Origin of the sequence: Stenotrophomonas sp. I18B00994 (assembly GCF_014145825.1) — a bacterium.
Classification (GTDB): Bacteria; Pseudomonadota; Gammaproteobacteria; order Xanthomonadales; family Xanthomonadaceae; genus Stenotrophomonas; species Stenotrophomonas maltophilia.
On sequence record NZ_JACIUW010000001.1, the window covers coordinates 282,807 to 298,857 of the forward strand.

A 16,051-nucleotide genomic window follows, 5' to 3' on the forward strand; every position below is an offset into this window, starting at 1 on the left:
GGAACTGACAATGAAATCCAACAAAAAGATGTGGGTATGGCTCGGTGCCGGCGTGGCATTGGTTGCGGTGGTCGCAACCGCCACGCTCTCTCTGGGCGTGTACAACGTGGCCGCCGACGATCCGCATAGTCGCCCGGTGTATGCGCTACTTGAAACGGCGCGCGAGCGTTCCATTGAGGTGCGCGCCGCCAAGCTTCAGCTACCCACGAACCTTGATGATCCTGAGCGTATCCGCCAGGGTGCGGGCAACTACAACGCCATGTGCGTGACCTGCCATCTTTCACCAGACGCGGCGGCCACCGAGATGAGCAAGGGCCTGTACCCCGCGCCACCGAACCTAAGCAAACAGCCGGTCGCTCCAGCTGAGGCGTTCTGGGTGATCAAGCACGGCATCAAGGCCAGCGGCATGCCCGCTTGGGGCGGCAGCATGGACGATGAGTTCATATGGAACATGTCGGCCTTCCTGCAGAAGTTGCCCACGCTGGACGCGACTGCGTACAAGGAACTTGTCGACAGCAGCGAGGGCCATTCGCATGGCGGCGGCGAGACGCAAGGCCACCATGACGACGAAAAGGCCGAGGATCACCCTGCCTTATTCGAGCCGGGCAACAACTCCATGCCGCATGCGCACCCGCCGGGCGTGGACGACGATCACCACGGCCCGACACCCAGCGACACGGAAGTCGGGTTGGTGAGCCACGGCCATCCCGACGGCAAGGTGGAGTCGCACCCTGCACCACACACGCCCGTGGCCGATGACGGCCATGCGCACCCCCATTGATCTTCTTGGAGCCCACGCAATGAACGCAACAGCAATCTCGTTCACCCTCGCACTGGCACTGGCCGTCGTGTCCCCCGCAATGGCGCAGGCGACACAGCCGCACGCACATCACCCCGCTGCCGCGGCATCTGCGGACGTCGACGTCCCAGTCACTGCAGAGGCCGCGGTCGCCGTAGCGGAGCGTTTCAACAGGGCCCTGTCTAGCGGCGATCTGGCCACGGTCGAAGCCCTGCTCGCTGCCGACGTTCTCATCCTCGAGTCCGGGGGCGCCGAACGCAGCCGCGAGGAATACATGGGCCATCACGCAGTCAGCGATGCGGCGTTCCTCAAGGGCGCCCATCGCCAGCTGCTCCGTCAGCGCGCACGAGCCGCTGGCGAGTTCGCGTGGGTCGGAACCGAAAGCGAGTTGCATGCCCAGAAGGACGGCCAGCCACTGACCGTCCAGAGCGACGAGACGATGGTGCTGAAGGAGACCGCGGACGGCTGGCGGATCGTCCACATCCACTGGTCCTCGCGGACCAAGCGCTGAGTCGAGAGATTGAAATGACTACGCTCACATTGCACCGTCTGACTTTTGTGGTCCTTGCCGTGGCTGGTCTGGGTGCTTGCACCCAGGATGCTTCATCCGCGCAACCCACAACCTCGCCCTCCGCACAGGTTGTCGTCCAATCAGCCGACGCGACTCCAGCAGCCCTGCCACGCATGACCGTCCACAAGACCCCGACCTGCGGGTGCTGCGGTGTCTGGATCGACCACGTGCAGAAGGCGGGATTCACCGTGGATGTGCACGACATGGATGACCTGGGTCTGGTCAAGGAGCGGTTGGGTGTCCCCTATGCAAAGGGCTCCTGCCACACGGCCGAGATCGGCGGATACGTCATCGAAGGCCACGTTCCGGCCGCGGACATCAAGCGTCTCCTCGAAGAAAAGCCGAACGCACGCGGCCTGGTCCTCCCAGGGATGCCGCTTGGTTCTCCGGGCATGGAGGTCCCGGAGGGACGCCAGCAGCCGTTCACGGTCGAGCTGATACATCGCGACGGAACCACTGAACCGTTCGCACAGCACTGATCCGTCGCAGCAACAGGGGACGGTGTTGCGGGCGCGCCGATTCTCGCCCGCGAGGAAGAAGGAGAACTACATGACTCACCATTCCGCAGCACACCGGCCCCAGGCCATGAACGAGTGCATCGACAACTGCACGCAATGCCATGCGATCTGCCTGGAGACCATCAACTACTGCCTGACCAAAGGAGGTGTTCACGCGGCCCCGGAGCACATCGCCCTGTTGGCGACGTGTGCCGATACCTGCGCAACCAGTGCCGACGCGATGCTGCGCGGTGCCAGCGTTCACGACGTGGTTTGCGGTGCCTGCGCGGAGATCTGCCGCCAGTGCGCCGATGCATGCGACGCCATGAACGACCCTGAGATGACGCGCTGCGCCGAAGTTTGTCGCCGCTGCGCGGAAAGCTGCAGCGCCATGGCAGCGTAATGCGTCGAGGATCCCGCCTGAGCCGGTGGGATCCTCGTCTCGCGAAAGCGGAAGTATCAAGAAAATCCGACAAATCGTGGTTTCAGTGACAGTCCGACATCTAACGCTTGTCGCATCGAACACAGCGCGGCCCCTCCCGAACGGGCTTTGCATCACATTCCAATGAGGATTTATCCATATGAAGTCGTCCAACGTCATTCGCTCCTTCGCGCTCGTCCTCGCAATCGCGGCCGGGCAGTTTTCGCTGCAGGTCGCGCACGCCCACGCCGCGCTGCAGCAGTCCACACCGGCGGCAAATGCGGTGGTGGCCTCGCCAGGCCAGATCGATCTCGTGTTCAACGAGACATTGATTCCGCGGGCGTCGCGTCTCAAGTTGCTCATGAAGCACGGCAGTTCCACCATGCCGATCGAGAATTTCACGACCGAGATCGTCAACAACGGCAAGACCCTGCGTGCCAAGTTGCCTGGACCGCTGGCTCCGGGCGTCTATACCGTGGAATACCGCGCCGTCGGTGGTGACAACCACCCCATGCCGGGCAGCTTCAGCTTCACGGTGCGCTGAGGAGTCGCGAATGTTCGACCTGTCGGCTTATGCACTGAGATTCTTGGAATACCTTGTCATCATGGTTCTTTTCGGGGTTCCACTCTTCGGTTGGTACGGGTCGCGTCGATCGGCACTCGCCGACGCCTTGGCCGGGTGGTCACTCATGGGCGTTCTATTGGCGGGTGCCGTAGCCGGTCTCGTGCTCACCGGGCTCGATGTCGTCTTCAAGACCGCGGGCATCATGGGAATGCCGCTTGCCGAGGTTGATCGCGCATCGCTTGGCTGGTATCTGCTCGAGACGTCCGCGGGCCGGGCAGCCATGGCGAGAGGCGCGCTGCTGGTCGCCCTGATGTTCGTGCTCGGATGGCATCGTCGCCGCGGGAAGGTGGAGACCGCCTTCCCGCTGGGGGCGATGCTGGCGGGCGGCGCACTCGCTTCGCTGGCATGGAACGGCCACGCCGCCGCTGGCGAGGGCTTGGCAGGCGCGGTCCGGCTTGCTGCAGGCATCGTCCATCTTCTCGCGGCAGGCGGCTGGATCGCAGCGGTCCTGATGTTCCTTGCCATGCTGCTGCGCGGCAAAGAGACGAACGGCAGCGGGCGTCTGCGATCAACGCATGACTTTCTGCATGGTTTTTCGACGCTGGGAACGATCTTCGTTGGTGCGCTCATCGTGTCCGGCATCGCGCACTACGGGGATCTCACCGCGTGGTCGTTTTCGGCCCTGTTCCAGAGCACCTACGGGAAGTTGCTGCTTTTCAAACTGGCCCTGTTCGCTGGAATGCTGGGTTTGGGAGCGCTGCACCGATGGACGCTGGTGCCGCGCTTGGAACGAGCGCTGACCAGCGGAGATCCCGCGCAGGAGGTGCGGGCTTTGCGGCAGAGTGTTACGGCTGAGGCCGCGCTGGCCATCTTGATCCTGATTGTTGTTTCAGTGCTCGGGACGCTCAGCCCCGAATAGCTGTGTAACCCGCAATGGCACACTGCCTTGGCAGTCCATCCCCACTAAAGCGAGCATCGGCATGAACTCACCGTCGTCCCATGACCATCACCATTCTGCAGGCGCAGCCCCTGTCGAGGCTGCGGATGGACGGGTCATCACCAATCCCGTCCGCTATACGGACGATGCTCCCCAGCAAGTTGAAGTGACCGCCCCAGCAGCGGTGGCCCAACCCAGCGGTACCCACGCCACGGTCTACACCTGCCCGATGCATCCGCAGATTCGTCAGCCAGGTCCCGGCACCTGTCCGATCTGCGGCATGGCGCTGGAGCCGGAGATGCCCTCGCTGGAGGAGGACGACAATCCAGAGTTACGCGATTTCACCCGAAGGTTCTGGTGGACGTTGCCTTTGACGTTGATCGTCCTGGTCTTGGCCATGCTGGGACACCGTCTGCCCGGCTTGTCCACGCAGGCGCGCACCTGGATTGAGCTCGTGCTGAGCGCCCCGGTGGTGCTCTGGGCGGGGTGGCCTTTCTTTGAGCGCTGCCTACAGTCCATCGGCAATCGCAGCCCCAACATGTGGACGCTGATCGGCATCGGCGTGGCCGCCGCGTTTGGCTACAGCGTGGTGGCCACCGTGGCACCGGACCTGTTTCCGGACTCTTTCCGCGAGCATGGACGGGTAGGGGTCTACTTCGAGGCGGCAGCGGTCATCGTCTCGCTCACCCTGCTCGGACAGCTGCTGGAACTGCGGGCGCGTTCCAAAACCTCGGCGGCCATCAAGTCCCTGCTGGGATTGGCGCCCAAGACGGCTCGCCGCGTCAAACCCGATGGGGGCGAAGAGGACGTTGCGCTGGATCACGTGCACGTGGGTGATCTGCTTCGCGTACGACCGGGCGAGAAGGTGCCGGTCGATGGGGAAGTCATCGAAGGCCGCGCCAGTGTCGATGAGTCGATGCTGACCGGTGAACCCATTCCGGTGGAGAAGGCTGTCGGTGATCACGTTATAGGCGCCACGCTCAACGGGACGGGCGCCTTAGTCATCCGGGCGGACAAAGTCGGATCCGGGACGGTACTGGCGCAGATTGTGCAGTTGGTAGCCCAAGCCCAGCGCTCCCGCGCGCCGATGCAGCGTATGGCGGACAAGGTGGCGTACTGGTTTGTCCTGGCCGTGCTGGCCACGGCGGTGCTCACGTTCTTCGGATGGGGTCTGTTTGGACCCGAACCGTCCTGGACCTTTGCCGTCCTCAATGCCGTATCGGTTCTGATCATTGCTTGCCCGTGTGCCTTGGGTTTGGCTACCCCCATGTCGATCATGGTCGCCACTGGCCGCGCTGCGCAGGTCGGGGTCCTGTTCCGCGATGCTCAGGCGATCGAGCAGCTACGTCTGATCGACACGTTGATCGTGGACAAGACCGGTACGTTGACCGAGGGGCGTCCAGCCTTTCGCGACACGCTCTCCAACGCCGGCTTCGACGCCGATCAGATCCTTTGTTTGGCCGGCAGCTTGGAGCAGGGCAGTGAGCACCCCTTGGCCGAGGCCATCGTGGCTGAAGCCCAGCGACGTGGCTTGAACCTGGTGGCCGCCCAAGATTTTGATTCGCTCACCGGCCAAGGCGTCCGCGGGCGCGTGTCCGATCAGGATGTCGTGCTCGGCAACCAAAGCCTGATGGCGTCGGTTGGCGCCGATGTAGCACCTTTGCAAAGCAGCGCCGAGCGTCTTCGGAAAGAAGGCGCTAGCGTGATGTTCCTGGCGGTCAATGGTCGGTTGGCCGGCGCCATTGCGGTGGCTGATCCCATCAAAGCCACGACCTTGCCTGCCTTGAACCTGCTACGTGCCGATGGCCTGCACGTGGTGATGGCCTCCGGTGACGCACAGGCGACGGCCGAGGCCGTGGGGCGCACGCTGGGCATCGAGGATGTGCGTGGTGGCGTCAAGCCGCAGGACAAGGCCGACCTGGTCCAGCAACTCAAAGCCCAGGGTCGTCGCGTGGCCATGGCTGGCGATGGCATCAACGATGCGCCGGCCCTGGCGGCAGCCGATGTGGGCATCGCGATGGGGACGGGCACGGATGTGGCCATGTCCAGCGCCCAGCTCACCCTGGTCAAGGGTGATTTGAGGCGCATCGTGCAAGCCCGTGCCATCTCGTCTTTGACGGTGGCCAATATGAAGCAGAACCTGGGCTTCGCCTTCGTCTACAACGCCATCGGCGTGCCTATCGCCGCCGGCTTGCTGTATCCCAGCTTCGGCCTTTTGCTCAGTCCGATGATGGCGGCCCTGGCCATGAGCCTGAGCTCGGTTTCGGTGGTCACCAATGCCCTGCGTTTGTCCGGCTCCACCGTTGTTGCCACCCCCCACCCTGACCGCGCCGATGAGCCTGCGCGCGGCCATTCCTGTCACTGATATCCCACAAGGAGTACTGCAATGAAGCGTTATGCCTCCCTCTCGATGATGGCCTTGTTCCTGATGGCGGGCGCGGCCTTCGCCGGCGGCCAGACCACCACGCCCACCACCGACCACGGTCAGCACAAGCCGGCGGCGGCCGATGCCGATTTCACCAAGCTCGATGCCAACAAGGACGGCTCGCTGTCCAAGGAAGAACTGGCCAAGCACAAGCTGGCGCCGCACTTTGGCATGCTCGATAGCAACAAAGATGGCAAGCTGAGCCCGCAGGAATTCGCTGCCGGCAAGGGTATGTAAGTGTTCTCAGCCCGGGAGCTGTTCCAACAGTTCGCGGGTTCTTCCGCCGTTCTGCCATTCCCACGGAGATTGTTATGTCCTCTTCGCACGGTACGCACGAAAACGCGCAAGACCCGCAGTCCCAGCACGCAAAACCGCACGCCTCACACCAACCTGCCCACCAGGCACAACAAGGGCATCAAGGCCATTACGGCCGCCTGTTGTTGATGATGGGCCTGTCTTTCGTGGCCATGTACGCATTGATGTACGCAATGGTCGATCAGTGGGCTAACGTCTATAACAACGTGAACCAGTTCTACATGGCGGGCCTGATGGCCGCTCCCATGCTGCTGATCGAGCTGTGGCTAATGTCCAGCATGTACCCCGATCGCCGACGCAATCTGATTCTGGCTGGTCTGACGGTGGCGTTCATGCTGTTCTGCTGGTGGGGCATTCGCACTCAAGCAGCGGTCACTGACAAACAGTTCATCCGTTCGATGATTCCCCACCACGCTGGCGCCATCCTGATGTGTGAGGAGAATCGTCTGAAGGATCCTGAGTTGGTGAAGCTCTGCCAGGACATTATTACCTCGCAGACACAGGAGATCGCGCAAATGAAGCAGTTGCTGGCTGAGCGTTCCCATTAGCTCACTGCCTTTTGCCAGCCGATATCACTTCACTGAGCCTGCGCACTGACCATTCGGTGGATCAAACGCGCGGCCACACGTGCGGTGGCTTGATCCGGATCCAGGGGCGGACACAGTTCCGCCACGTCGACCACACGTACCTTGCCCGAGGCCATGACCAGATCCAGCAGGGCTTCCAGGACCTCCAGACTCACCCCGCGTGGGTTGGGGGCGCTCACGCCCGGGGCCACCACCATTGAGTACGCCGGCAAGATCACCAGCGGCTTGGGTAGCTACACCCAGTGGCGTGGCTTGGGCTCACTGCGTATGGGCAAGAACCGTTGGACCGGCGTCTATTCGGCGCAGTACATCGGCAGCGCGGACGACATCATCGCCGTGCCCGACACGATCGGCTCGCATGTGTCCAGCGTGGTGTACCACAGCCTGCAACTGAGCTACGGCATCAAGAAGAAGTGGGATATCTCCGCCGGCGTTGAAAAAGTGCTCGATAAGAAGGCGCCGTTCGTGAAGAACAACCCCAACACCGACACCGACACCGACACCATGACGTACGACTTGCTGGGTCGTCGCTGGAATGTCCGCTTTGGTTACCACTGGTAAGCCACGATCACGAGGAGCTACACATCATGAGAAACACGCAACTATCCGCCACACTACTGCTGTTCGCTGTGGCCGGCAGTGCCGGTGCGCACGACCTGTTTGTCGCTTTCTCCAAGCCTGGCACCGCAGCGGGCGAGGCGAACACAGCGTTGGTGAACAATGGCACCTTCGATGAAAGTGCAGGTGCAGTCACCCGAGCGCGTCTACAGGACGTTTCGCTGAGTCAGGGCGGCGCTAAGGCTGCACCGGACTTGGCCAGTTGGAAAGAGGTCGGCAAGCAGAGCCAGCTCACCGTGCATCCGGCGGGCGAGGGCACCTATCTGCTGGGGGTCTCGACGATGGCCTCCACCAGCACGCGTACGGCCAGCGAGTTCGGCAAGTACCTGGAGTTGGAAGACTTGCCCGATACCCTGGCCACCTATGATGCGAGCAAGTTTCCCAAAGGGGTCACCTATAGCTATACCAAGCATGCTCGTACCATTGGACAGGTGGGCACAAAACTGACCGACGATTTCGCTGCCTCGCTGGGCTATCCGCTGGAGATCCGCTTGGCCCGCAATCCTGGAAGCGTGAAGGTCGGCGAACAGCTGTCGTTCCAGGTGCTGCAGCAGGGCACGCCAGTGCCCAACCTACGCGTGTACGTCGGTCATCGTGCTGACGCACCGGTCAAGGGTGGGCACGGTAGCGCTACGCTCCTGCGCACCGATGCCCAAGGCCAAGCCAGTTTCCAGGTGACCACCGCCAAGACCTGGTACATCCACACCAATCACATTGTGCCCTCTACACAAAAGGGTTTGGATTTTGTGTCGGATCGGGCGTCGCTGAGCTTTGAGATTTCCCCGCACGCCGGGCACTGATAAGTAAGCATGTAGGCGGTACTCTCCCCTTTGACGCCAGTCATGACTTCTTCCATGACTGGCGTCTTTTTGTGGGGACTTACCTCAAGTGCTCAGTCTGTCTCTCATTGGTCGCCCCGCGCCGCGCGCAATCCACGTCGCCGCACTAGATAGAACGCTGCGGGAATCACCACCATAGAGAGCACCGGTGCGGTGAGCATGCCACCCAGCATCGGCGCGGCGATACGTTGCATGACCTCCGAGCCGGCACCGGCACCGACGAAAAGCGGAAACAACCCGGCCAGGATGACGGCTACCGCCATCGCCTTCGGGCGCACCCGTTGCACGGCGCCTTCGTAGATAGCCTCTTGCAGGGTAGACACATCTTCCGGCGCACCGCTGGCCAAGCGCTGCTCCCAGGCATGACGCAGGTACAGCAGCATGATGACGCCGAACTCAGCCGCAACGCCGCCCAGGGCGATGAATCCGATCATGCTGGCCACCGAAATCGCATGGCCCAGCCCCCAGATCAACCAGAAACCGCCCACCAACGCCAAGGGCAAGCTGAGCAGGATGATGGATACATCGCTAAGCCGGCGAAACACCATCCAGATGACCAGGAAGATGATCGCCAACGCCGCGGGCACCACCCATTGCAGGCGTGCCAAAGCCCGTTGCAGATACTCGTACTGCCCCGACCACGCCAGACCATAGCCGGCAGGCAAACTCACCTGGGTCTGCACCGCGGCTTGCAGGTCCTGGACCACCGATCCCAAGTCGCGATCGGCCACATCCACGTAGATGTAGCCCACCAACCGGCCGTTATCGCTCTTGAGCATCGGCGGGCCTGGGCTGATTGACAGCTCCGCCACCTGGCTCAAGGTCAGTTGCACACCGCCTGGCGCGATCAGCGGCAGATCCTGCAAGGCCTGCAACGAGTCACGCTGGCCACGGGGGTAGCGCAAGACGATGGGATAGCGTTCGCGCCCCTCGATCGTTTCCCCGATTGGATCACCGCCAACGACCGTGGCAATCAGTTGCTGGAGTTGGCCTTGAGTGAATCCGTAACGTGCAGCGATTTCCGGGCGCACCTGTACATCGACATAGCGCCCACCCGTGACGCGTTCGGCCAGTGCCGAACTCACGCCGGGCACAGTCTTGGCCACCTGCTCGATCTGCTGGCTCAGGCGCTCGATCTGCTCCACATCGGGTCCGGAGACCTTGATCCCAATCGGGCTCTTGATGCCGGTGGCCAACATATCGATGCGATTGCGAATGGGCGGGACCCATAGGTTGGTCAGACCGGGAATCTTGACCGCTGCGTCCAACTCCTGGCGTAGCTTCTGGGGGGTCATGCCCGGGCGCCATTGATCCCGCGGCTTGAAGGTCACGGTGGTCTCAAACATTTCGATCGGTGCCGGATCGGTCGCACTTTCGGCACGGCCCGCCTTGCCGAACACGTGCTCAACCTCCGGTACGGTCTTGATCATCCGGCCCGAGAGCTGGAGCAACTGACGGGCCTTGTCGGCGGACAGGCCGGGCAGGGCCGTGGGCATGTACAACAGGCTGCCTTCTTCCAAGGGCGGCATGAACTCACTGCCCAACCGGCTAAAGGGGATCAAGGTGAGCACTAGCAGCAGGCCGCTGAGCAGCAAGGTGACACCGGGATGTTTGAGGACCCACAGCAGGATGGGCCGATAGCCAGCGATCAGGATGCGATTGATGGGGTTCTGCTGTTCCGGGCGGATGCGGCCGCGGATCAGGTAGCCCATCAAGACGGGGATCAAGGTCACCGACAACCCTGCTGCGGCGGCCATCGCGTAGGTCTTGGTGTAGGCCAGAGGCGAGAACAATCGCCCTTCCTGCGCCTGCAGGGCAAAAACCGGCACGAAAGACAGGGTGATGACCAGCAAGCTGGCGAACAGGGCCGGTCCGACCTCGGCCGCCGAGCGGGCCATCAGCTGCCAGCGCTCCTCACCCTGAGGTTCCCGGCCGTGCGCCTCCCGCCAGTGCTCCAGATGCTTGTGTGCATTTTCGATCATCACCACCGCTGCATCGACCATCGCACCAATGGCGATGGCGATGCCGCCTAATGACAGCAAGTTGGCGGAGATCCCCTGGGCGTGCATCACGATGAAGGCCGCCAGGATACCCAAAGGCAGGGTGATGACGGCCACCAACGCCGAGCGTAGGTGCCACAGGAACAGCAGGCATACCAGCGCTACGACCAGAAACTCTTCGCCAAGCTTGTGGGTGAGGTTGCGTACCGCATCCTGGATCAGCTCGGAGCGGTCGTACACCGGCACCACTTCCACGCCCTCGGGCAAGCTGGATTGCAACGCCTGCAGTCGCGCTTTGACGTTCCGAATGGCCCCCAAGGCATCCTTGCCGGTCCGCAGGACGATCACGCCGCCGGCCACCTCACCTTGACCATCCAACTCTGCGATACCACGACGGAAGACCGGCCCGCGACTGATCGTGGCCACCTCGCCGAGCAGGACGGGGATGCCGTCGTTGCCGGTTACCGGCACCTGTTCGAACGCCTCCTGTGTGCGCAGGTAGCCTTCGCTGCGCACCATCAGTTCGGCTTCGCCTTGTTCGATCACCGAGCCCCCGGTAGCGCCGTTGGCCGCATCCACCGCCTCGATGAGCTCGGCCACCGTCAGTCCACGGGCCGCCAACGCCTGCGGATCGGGCTGGATCTGCCAGGCGCGCACCGCACCGCCCACACTGGCTACTTCAGCCACGTCCGGCACGGTTTTTAGCTCATAACGAAGAAACCAGTCCTGCAACGCACGCAGCTGCCCCACATCACGTTGACCTGTCCGATCCACCAAGGCGTACTGGTAGATCCAGCCCAGTCCTGTCGCATCAGGACCCAGCGCCGGATTCACATTCGGCGGAAGTCGATCGCGTACCTGGCTCAAGTACTCGAGCACTCGAGAGCGCGCCCAGTAAAGATCAGTGGCATCGTCAAACAGGATGTAGACGAATGAATCACCGAAGAAGGAGAAGCCGCGTACCGCCTTCACGCCCGGCACGGACAACATCGTGGTGGCCAACGGGTAGGTGACCTGGTCTTCGATGATGCGCGGGGTTTGCCCCGCCCATTGCGTGCGGATGATGACCTGGGTATCGGACAGGTCCGGCAGCGCATCCAGCGGCGTGTTCTTTACCGACCAGATACCGACCACCGCCAGCAGCGCGGCGGCAACCAGCACCAGCACGCGATTGGCGATGCAAGCATGGATCAGGCGCGCGATCATGGTGTGCCCTCCATCGCTTCGGACATGACCTCGCTTGCCTGGCAATCAGCGGCTGCGGCGGGGCCGAACTTGGGTACCAACTGCATATCCATGAACGGTGACTTGCCCGGCTTGTCGAAATGCTTCTCCGGCACCATCGGGTCATACCAGTACTGCACCGGGCAGCGCGGCGGCGTAGAGGTGGAGGTGTCTGGCGCGACAGGCGCCGGCTGTCTGGACGGTGACGGCACGACAGTGCGTGGTTCGTGCCCGGCGTCATGGCGCTCGTGCACACCTGATGCGCTGGCAGGGCGTGTCGGTTGTGCAGCACCCAGGCGCTCCAACGCACCGGAGAGACTGGCTTCGGAGTCGAGCAAGAACTGACCCGAGACGACCACGCGTTCACCACCGGCCAAGCCTGCCACGATCTGCGTGCGCCCTTGCACGCTACGTCCCACACTCACCCGCACTGGCCGGAAGCTCCCGTCCGGATCCTGCACGATGACCCGGCTGTCCCGCCCGGTGGCGATCAGCGCCTCCGTGGGAACGACTGGCAGGGCCTGCTCGGCGTCGGGCTGCACCAGAACCTCGGCGAACATGCCCGGCACCAGCCGACGCTGCGGGTTGCGCAGCACAATTCGCGCCCGCTGCGTGCGACTAGCCATGTCGACCTGGGGAAGCAACGCCTGGATCTGTCCGGCAAAGCGCTCTGCCGGCCAGGCACTGACCGTGGCCTGCACTGAGGTCCCCGGCCGCAAGGTGCCCAGCGCTGCCTGGGGTACCGAGGCCTCCAGCCACAACGTGTCCAGCCCATTGATCTTGAACAGTGGCGTACCGGGCATCACCGTCTGTCCCTCGCGTGCCAGGATCTCGGTCACGACACCACTGTGGTCTGCGCTAAGCACGACGCCACTTCTGGCCGAGGCGCCAGAAGGAACACCCAACGAACGCAACCGTTGTTGCGCCGCACCCTGCAGCTCACGCGCGCCCGCGGACTGAGCTTGGCTCAGGGCATGTGCTTCGGCGATGGCCGCGTTCCATGCCGGGGCCTGCACGGTGGCCAGCGTTTGACCACGACGAACCTCGGTAAACGGCGCCTTTACCTGCACGTGGGTGATCAAGCCTTCCATGCGCGCACTGATCACGCTTTCCTGGGTCAGATCCCACGTCAGTGTGCCCGGCACGCGTACGGCAGTCCCTAGTAACTCTACCGTCACTTCCTGAGTGCGTATGCCCACGTTCTGCTGCAGGCGCGGATCGATCTGCGTTCCGCCCCCTATGGCCTCATCTGCGTATTTGGGCAGCAACTCCATATCCATGAACGGAGATTTGCCCGGCTTGTCGAATCGCTGCTCCGGCGCCATGGGGTCGTACCAGTACAGCACCTTGCGTGCTTGATCTGCGACGCTCGTGCCGGGGGGCGGGGTGGTATCAGAGGTTCGAGTCATCCAGGCGTAGCCGCCGGCAAAGCCGAGCGCCAGCAACCCGAGGGCCACGGCGAGCTGTGTGAGACGCGTCTTGGTCGGGCTCATGGCGTGTTCTCCTCATGGGGTAGCAGATAGGCCAGTGCCGCCCAGGCACGGCCCTGTTCGCCCAGCAGACGGGCGTTCTCCAGGTGCAATTCGATCTCATCGCGCCGCGCTTCCAGCCACGGCTGCAGGTCGGCACCGGCGCCGTAGGCGGCCAACGCCGTGCGTGCACGATCGCGCGCCAAAGGCAGGCTCTGCGTGTTCTGGCGCTCCAACTGGCCGGTTAACCCGCGCCATCGCGCTATCGCGCGTTGCACCGACTCGGCTTGGATGCGCCGGGCCTCATCGCGCTCTGCGGACACCGCCTCCAGCTCGGCCCGCCGTGCCGCGATGCCTCGTGCTTGGCGGTTCTTCTGGAACAGCGGCAGGCCCACACCCACTTCCACCATGAGCATGTCGCTGCGCGCCATGCCGTCGGGTGCGCGCTCGCGACGTCCGTAGGTGAGCTCCACACTCCAATCCGGGCGGGTTTCGGCCACGGCCGCATCCACCTGGGCCTGGGCTAAGCTCTCGCGTGCCTCCCAGCCCAGTAGTGGCGTGTGTTGGTCCAGTTTGGCCAGCAGTTGGGTGGGCTCCAATGGCAACTGCGAAAAATCCGGTGCCGCACCACTGGCCAAGATCGCCTCTGGTGCAATACCCAACCACCGCGCCAGGCCGGCCTGCGCGGCGGCGTGCTCCGCATGTACCTGCTCCAGGCGATTGTCCAACTGCAGTAGGGCGGCCTGGGCGGCAAGCACATCACTGGCCCCGGCCGTGCCGCCTGCCAAGCGAGCACGCGCCGCACGCTCGGCTATACGGGCCGGCTCGCGCAGACCTTCCAACGCATCTACGGCTTGCTGCGTACTCCACAGCTCGATCCAGGCCAGCGCGGCCGCTTGGGCCACCATCTGCTGTTCGGCCATCGACAGTGAGCGCGCTTGCGCCAGCGTCGCTTGCGCCAACGCGTGCTCGGCACGTCGTTTCGCACGCGCAGGAAACTCCTGCATCAGACCGATTTGCTGGGTGGTCATCTCATCGGCCCGCAAGCTGAAGGCATCGGGTCCGCTGACGGGCCAGTTCGCCAGCCCCACGATCAAACGTGGGTCGGGAAGCGCGCCAGCACGCGCGGCTTCTTCGGTACTGGCATCGATCTGCGATCGGCGCACCTGCAGGGTTGGGGCGTTAGCAAGCGCCCGTTGTAGGGCTTCTGTGTAGCTGATCGGGATAGCGGGCGATGCCGCCAGCACAGGACCACTGAGCGCCAGGGCAAACACGAACCCACACGCCATCTTGCGCCTTGCACGCAAGAAGAAAGACATCTCCATAAGACCTCCGGGAAACGACAACGAGCGCGCTGCAACGCATGCAGCACGAGCACGGGTCAATCCAGGAGGGGGCTTAAATCAGCAGGCTACAGAAGCGCTGCAGGGGAGGCGGATCGGACACGCACACCGGAACATCCCGATACAACTGCGCGTGTACCGGTGGCAACAGAGCCTGCACCAGCGCGAAGGCGGCCAGCGCGGGCTGGTAAGGCACTTGAGGGGCCTTCGCATCGGCCGTGGCGATGTGATCGCGCTGGCAATGCTGGTCGCACAACGCCGGAGCATCGGGATCCGGCGTGGACATCTCTTCGCAACCGACCATCAGGGTCGCTTGTCCAGCTTCCACCGATTCCAGCGGACAGGCGTAAGCCACCAGCGCGAGTTGCTGCAGCAGCAGCGCCCACAGTCCCAGCCATGCCAGTCGGGCACGAGAACGGGGTCGCCGCCATCGCCTCAGCAGCCTCACCATGACAGCTCCCGCACGCCCGAAGCAGCGCCTGCGGACGCTGGGCAGATCAGGGCAGGGGACGTGCGAGCTCTCATGATGGCCAGTCTAGCCCTCTTGGGGCCGACTGTCATTGATCAGGATCAAGCCCTCGCGCGGACTCAGCGGTGGCATCCGCCGCAGCAGGAGGATGCGACGGCCGGGGCGGCCGGCGTACCAGCCTCAGAAGGGAGCACCGCAGCGATCACATAGCCTTGCCGCTGGATAGCCTCAACCGCCTGTTCTACGGCAAGCAGGCCCTCGATCTTGACCACGCCACTGCCCAGATCGACGTCCACCTGGGCGTGGGGGTCAAGGGCCTGAATGGCTTGGGTGACCGTTCGGACACAGTGACCACAGGTCATACCTTCAACAACGAGATTCATGGACAACCCTCCAAAAGCATCGGCGGTTTGCCGACGGCGTGACGATGAGCCTTCCCACGGTGGGAAGGTCAAACGACAGGCAAGTTGAGTGGTAATCCGTCCCGCGTTGTTGACCTTCCCATCATGGGAAGGCTCAGGCTACCTGCTCGTTCCTATTGGCCCTCACTCCATGGACATAACGCTCACTTATGCGAATTAAGTTATTGATTATATTACATTAATACAGGAATCGCAAGGTCTGTAGTTGCACCGTGCCCTGGCCGGCCACAAACGCGATAAGCTAAGCATTCCTTAGTGCTAGTCATTCTTGATGTCATGACGATGCCATCTGAGCGCACCCGCAATGTGCTGCAGGCGGGCGCGTTCCTCAGGCAGCTAGCGGCCAGCCAAGCCGTGCCTAAAGAGGTGCGGCAAGAGGCATATCGACTGCTGCGGCACTATCCAACCGTCAGCGACATCGAGGCGATTGCTGAGCACGAAGAGCGGCTGCGAGCGCTGACCCAGTCGGCCTTCGTACGACCCTACCTGAGCAGCGAGATCGAGGCGGATTGGTTCTCCGGGTACCCGCTCGGCCCTCATCGCATCTGAC

Annotated in this window: 18 protein-coding genes; 12 read left to right on the forward strand and 6 right to left on the reverse strand. The window is 63.1% G+C overall.

Going from position 1 to position 16,051, the window contains the following annotated elements; all coding sequences use genetic code 11:
• The first annotated feature begins 10 nt into the window (after nt 1-10).
• From H4O10_RS01320 to H4O10_RS01360, 9 genes are all read left to right on the forward strand, one after another.
• Complete coding sequence (locus tag H4O10_RS01320) at nt 11-781, forward strand: cytochrome c (RefSeq protein WP_005413420.1); 771 nt, start codon at nt 11-13, stop codon at nt 779-781.
• Entirely contained in the window at nt 765-1,310 is a 546-nt protein-coding gene (locus H4O10_RS01325; protein WP_223224792.1) for a nuclear transport factor 2 family protein, read from the forward strand. The genes H4O10_RS01320 and H4O10_RS01325 overlap by 17 nt, the downstream gene beginning before the upstream one ends.
• Before the next feature lie 173 nt (nt 1,311-1,483).
• The gene (locus H4O10_RS01330; protein ID WP_019184727.1) at nt 1,484-1,849 is read left to right on the forward strand and encodes a DUF411 domain-containing protein; all 366 of its coding nucleotides are present in this window, start codon (nt 1,484-1,486) and stop codon (nt 1,847-1,849) included.
• 70 nt (nt 1,850-1,919) lie between these two features.
• Nucleotides 1,920-2,270, forward strand: coding sequence for a four-helix bundle copper-binding protein (locus H4O10_RS01335; protein ID WP_012480213.1), 351 nt, complete (start codon nt 1,920-1,922; stop codon nt 2,268-2,270).
• 178 nt (nt 2,271-2,448) lie between these two features.
• Nucleotides 2,449-2,832, forward strand: a complete 384-nt coding sequence (copC, locus tag H4O10_RS01340) for a copper homeostasis periplasmic binding protein CopC (RefSeq protein ID WP_005413416.1) — start codon at nt 2,449-2,451, stop codon at nt 2,830-2,832.
• A 10-nt stretch (nt 2,833-2,842) separates the two neighbouring features.
• Nucleotides 2,843-3,772: a copper homeostasis membrane protein CopD gene (gene copD, locus H4O10_RS01345; RefSeq protein WP_017354978.1), complete on the forward strand. Its 930-nt coding sequence runs from the start codon at nt 2,843-2,845 to the stop codon at nt 3,770-3,772.
• Nucleotides 3,773-3,833: 61 nt separating this feature from the next.
• Entirely contained in the window at nt 3,834-6,155 is a 2,322-nt protein-coding gene (locus tag H4O10_RS01350; RefSeq protein ID WP_219625521.1) for a copper-translocating P-type ATPase, read from the forward strand.
• A 21-nt stretch (nt 6,156-6,176) separates the two neighbouring features.
• Nucleotides 6,177-6,452, forward strand: a complete 276-nt coding sequence (locus H4O10_RS01355; RefSeq protein ID WP_005413412.1) for a hypothetical protein — start codon at nt 6,177-6,179, stop codon at nt 6,450-6,452.
• 74 nt (nt 6,453-6,526) lie between these two features.
• Nucleotides 6,527-7,078: a DUF305 domain-containing protein gene (locus H4O10_RS01360; RefSeq protein WP_031269107.1), complete on the forward strand. Its 552-nt coding sequence runs from the start codon at nt 6,527-6,529 to the stop codon at nt 7,076-7,078.
• Nucleotides 7,079-7,107: 29 nt separating this feature from the next.
• Here H4O10_RS01360 and H4O10_RS01365 read toward each other — a convergent pair whose 3' ends face one another.
• Complete coding sequence (locus H4O10_RS01365) at nt 7,108-7,296, reverse strand: arginase family protein (protein WP_187756563.1); 189 nt, start codon at nt 7,294-7,296, stop codon at nt 7,108-7,110.
• Nucleotides 7,297-7,342: 46 nt separating this feature from the next.
• On the opposite strand from H4O10_RS01365, the gene H4O10_RS01370 reads away from it, so the two are divergent.
• Both H4O10_RS01370 and H4O10_RS01375 read left to right on the forward strand, forming a co-directional pair.
• Nucleotides 7,343-7,678 (forward strand): TonB-dependent receptor, encoded by a 336-nt coding sequence (locus H4O10_RS01370; protein WP_239511223.1) that lies wholly within the window; start codon nt 7,343-7,345, stop codon nt 7,676-7,678.
• 26 nt (nt 7,679-7,704) lie between these two features.
• A complete protein-coding gene (locus H4O10_RS01375) occupies nt 7,705-8,535 on the forward strand; it encodes a DUF4198 domain-containing protein (RefSeq protein ID WP_005413408.1) in 831 nt (276 codons plus the stop codon).
• 104 nt (nt 8,536-8,639) lie between these two features.
• Here the strand turns inward: H4O10_RS01375 and H4O10_RS01380 are convergent, their stop codons facing one another.
• From H4O10_RS01380 to H4O10_RS01400, 5 genes are all read right to left on the reverse strand, one after another.
• Nucleotides 8,640-11,780 carry a CusA/CzcA family heavy metal efflux RND transporter gene (locus tag H4O10_RS01380; protein WP_076738936.1) on the reverse strand — a complete coding sequence of 1,047 codons (3,141 nt, stop codon included), beginning with the start codon at nt 11,778-11,780 and terminating at the stop codon, nt 8,640-8,642.
• On the reverse strand, nt 11,777-13,291 hold the full coding sequence (locus H4O10_RS01385) for an efflux RND transporter periplasmic adaptor subunit (protein WP_005413406.1): 1,515 nt from the start codon (nt 13,289-13,291) through the stop codon (nt 11,777-11,779). Before H4O10_RS01385 ends, H4O10_RS01380 begins: the two co-directional genes overlap by 4 nt.
• Nucleotides 13,288-14,592, reverse strand: a complete 1,305-nt coding sequence (locus H4O10_RS01390) for a TolC family protein (RefSeq protein WP_170935783.1) — start codon at nt 14,590-14,592, stop codon at nt 13,288-13,290. Before H4O10_RS01390 ends, H4O10_RS01385 begins: the two co-directional genes overlap by 4 nt.
• Before the next feature lie 73 nt (nt 14,593-14,665).
• Nucleotides 14,666-15,061 (reverse strand): hypothetical protein, encoded by a 396-nt coding sequence (locus tag H4O10_RS01395; protein WP_005413404.1) that lies wholly within the window; start codon nt 15,059-15,061, stop codon nt 14,666-14,668.
• A 137-nt stretch (nt 15,062-15,198) separates the two neighbouring features.
• A complete protein-coding gene (locus H4O10_RS01400; protein ID WP_021201833.1) occupies nt 15,199-15,462 on the reverse strand; it encodes a cation transporter in 264 nt (87 codons plus the stop codon).
• A gap of 294 nt (nt 15,463-15,756) precedes the next feature.
• On the opposite strand from H4O10_RS01400, the gene H4O10_RS01405 reads away from it, so the two are divergent.
• Nucleotides 15,757-16,050 carry a BPSL0761 family protein gene (locus H4O10_RS01405; RefSeq protein WP_223224794.1) on the forward strand — a complete coding sequence of 98 codons (294 nt, stop codon included), beginning with the start codon at nt 15,757-15,759 and terminating at the stop codon, nt 16,048-16,050.
• Nucleotide 16,051: the final 1 nt, after the last annotated feature.

Bases quoted from the DNA above. Each gene is read 5' to 3' on its own strand.
- H4O10_RS01355 (WP_005413412.1), top strand. From the start codon at position 6,177: ATGAAGCGTTATGCCTCCCTCTCGATGATGGCCTTGTTCCTGATGGCG.
- copC (WP_005413416.1), top strand. From the start codon at position 2,449: ATGAAGTCGTCCAACGTCATTCGCTCCTTCGCGCTCGTCCTCGCAATC.
- H4O10_RS01390 (WP_170935783.1), bottom strand. From the start codon at position 14,592: ATGGAGATGTCTTTCTTCTTGCGTGCAAGGCGCAAGATGGCGTGTGGG.
- H4O10_RS01335 (WP_012480213.1), top strand. From the start codon at position 1,920: ATGACTCACCATTCCGCAGCACACCGGCCCCAGGCCATGAACGAGTGC.
- H4O10_RS01330 (WP_019184727.1), top strand. From the start codon at position 1,484: ATGACCGTCCACAAGACCCCGACCTGCGGGTGCTGCGGTGTCTGGATC.
- H4O10_RS01320 (WP_005413420.1), top strand. From the start codon at position 11: ATGAAATCCAACAAAAAGATGTGGGTATGGCTCGGTGCCGGCGTGGCA.
- H4O10_RS01350 (WP_219625521.1), top strand. From the start codon at position 3,834: ATGAACTCACCGTCGTCCCATGACCATCACCATTCTGCAGGCGCAGCC.
- H4O10_RS01360 (WP_031269107.1), top strand. From the start codon at position 6,527: ATGTCCTCTTCGCACGGTACGCACGAAAACGCGCAAGACCCGCAGTCC.
- H4O10_RS01400 (WP_021201833.1), bottom strand. From the start codon at position 15,462: ATGAATCTCGTTGTTGAAGGTATGACCTGTGGTCACTGTGTCCGAACG.
- H4O10_RS01380 (WP_076738936.1), bottom strand. From the start codon at position 11,780: ATGATCGCGCGCCTGATCCATGCTTGCATCGCCAATCGCGTGCTGGTG.
- H4O10_RS01325 (WP_223224792.1), top strand. From the start codon at position 765: ATGCGCACCCCCATTGATCTTCTTGGAGCCCACGCAATGAACGCAACA.
- copD (WP_017354978.1), top strand. From the start codon at position 2,843: ATGTTCGACCTGTCGGCTTATGCACTGAGATTCTTGGAATACCTTGTC.
- H4O10_RS01385 (WP_005413406.1), bottom strand. From the start codon at position 13,291: ATGAGCCCGACCAAGACGCGTCTCACACAGCTCGCCGTGGCCCTCGGG.
- H4O10_RS01395 (WP_005413404.1), bottom strand. From the start codon at position 15,061: ATGGTGAGGCTGCTGAGGCGATGGCGGCGACCCCGTTCTCGTGCCCGA.
- H4O10_RS01375 (WP_005413408.1), top strand. From the start codon at position 7,705: ATGAGAAACACGCAACTATCCGCCACACTACTGCTGTTCGCTGTGGCC.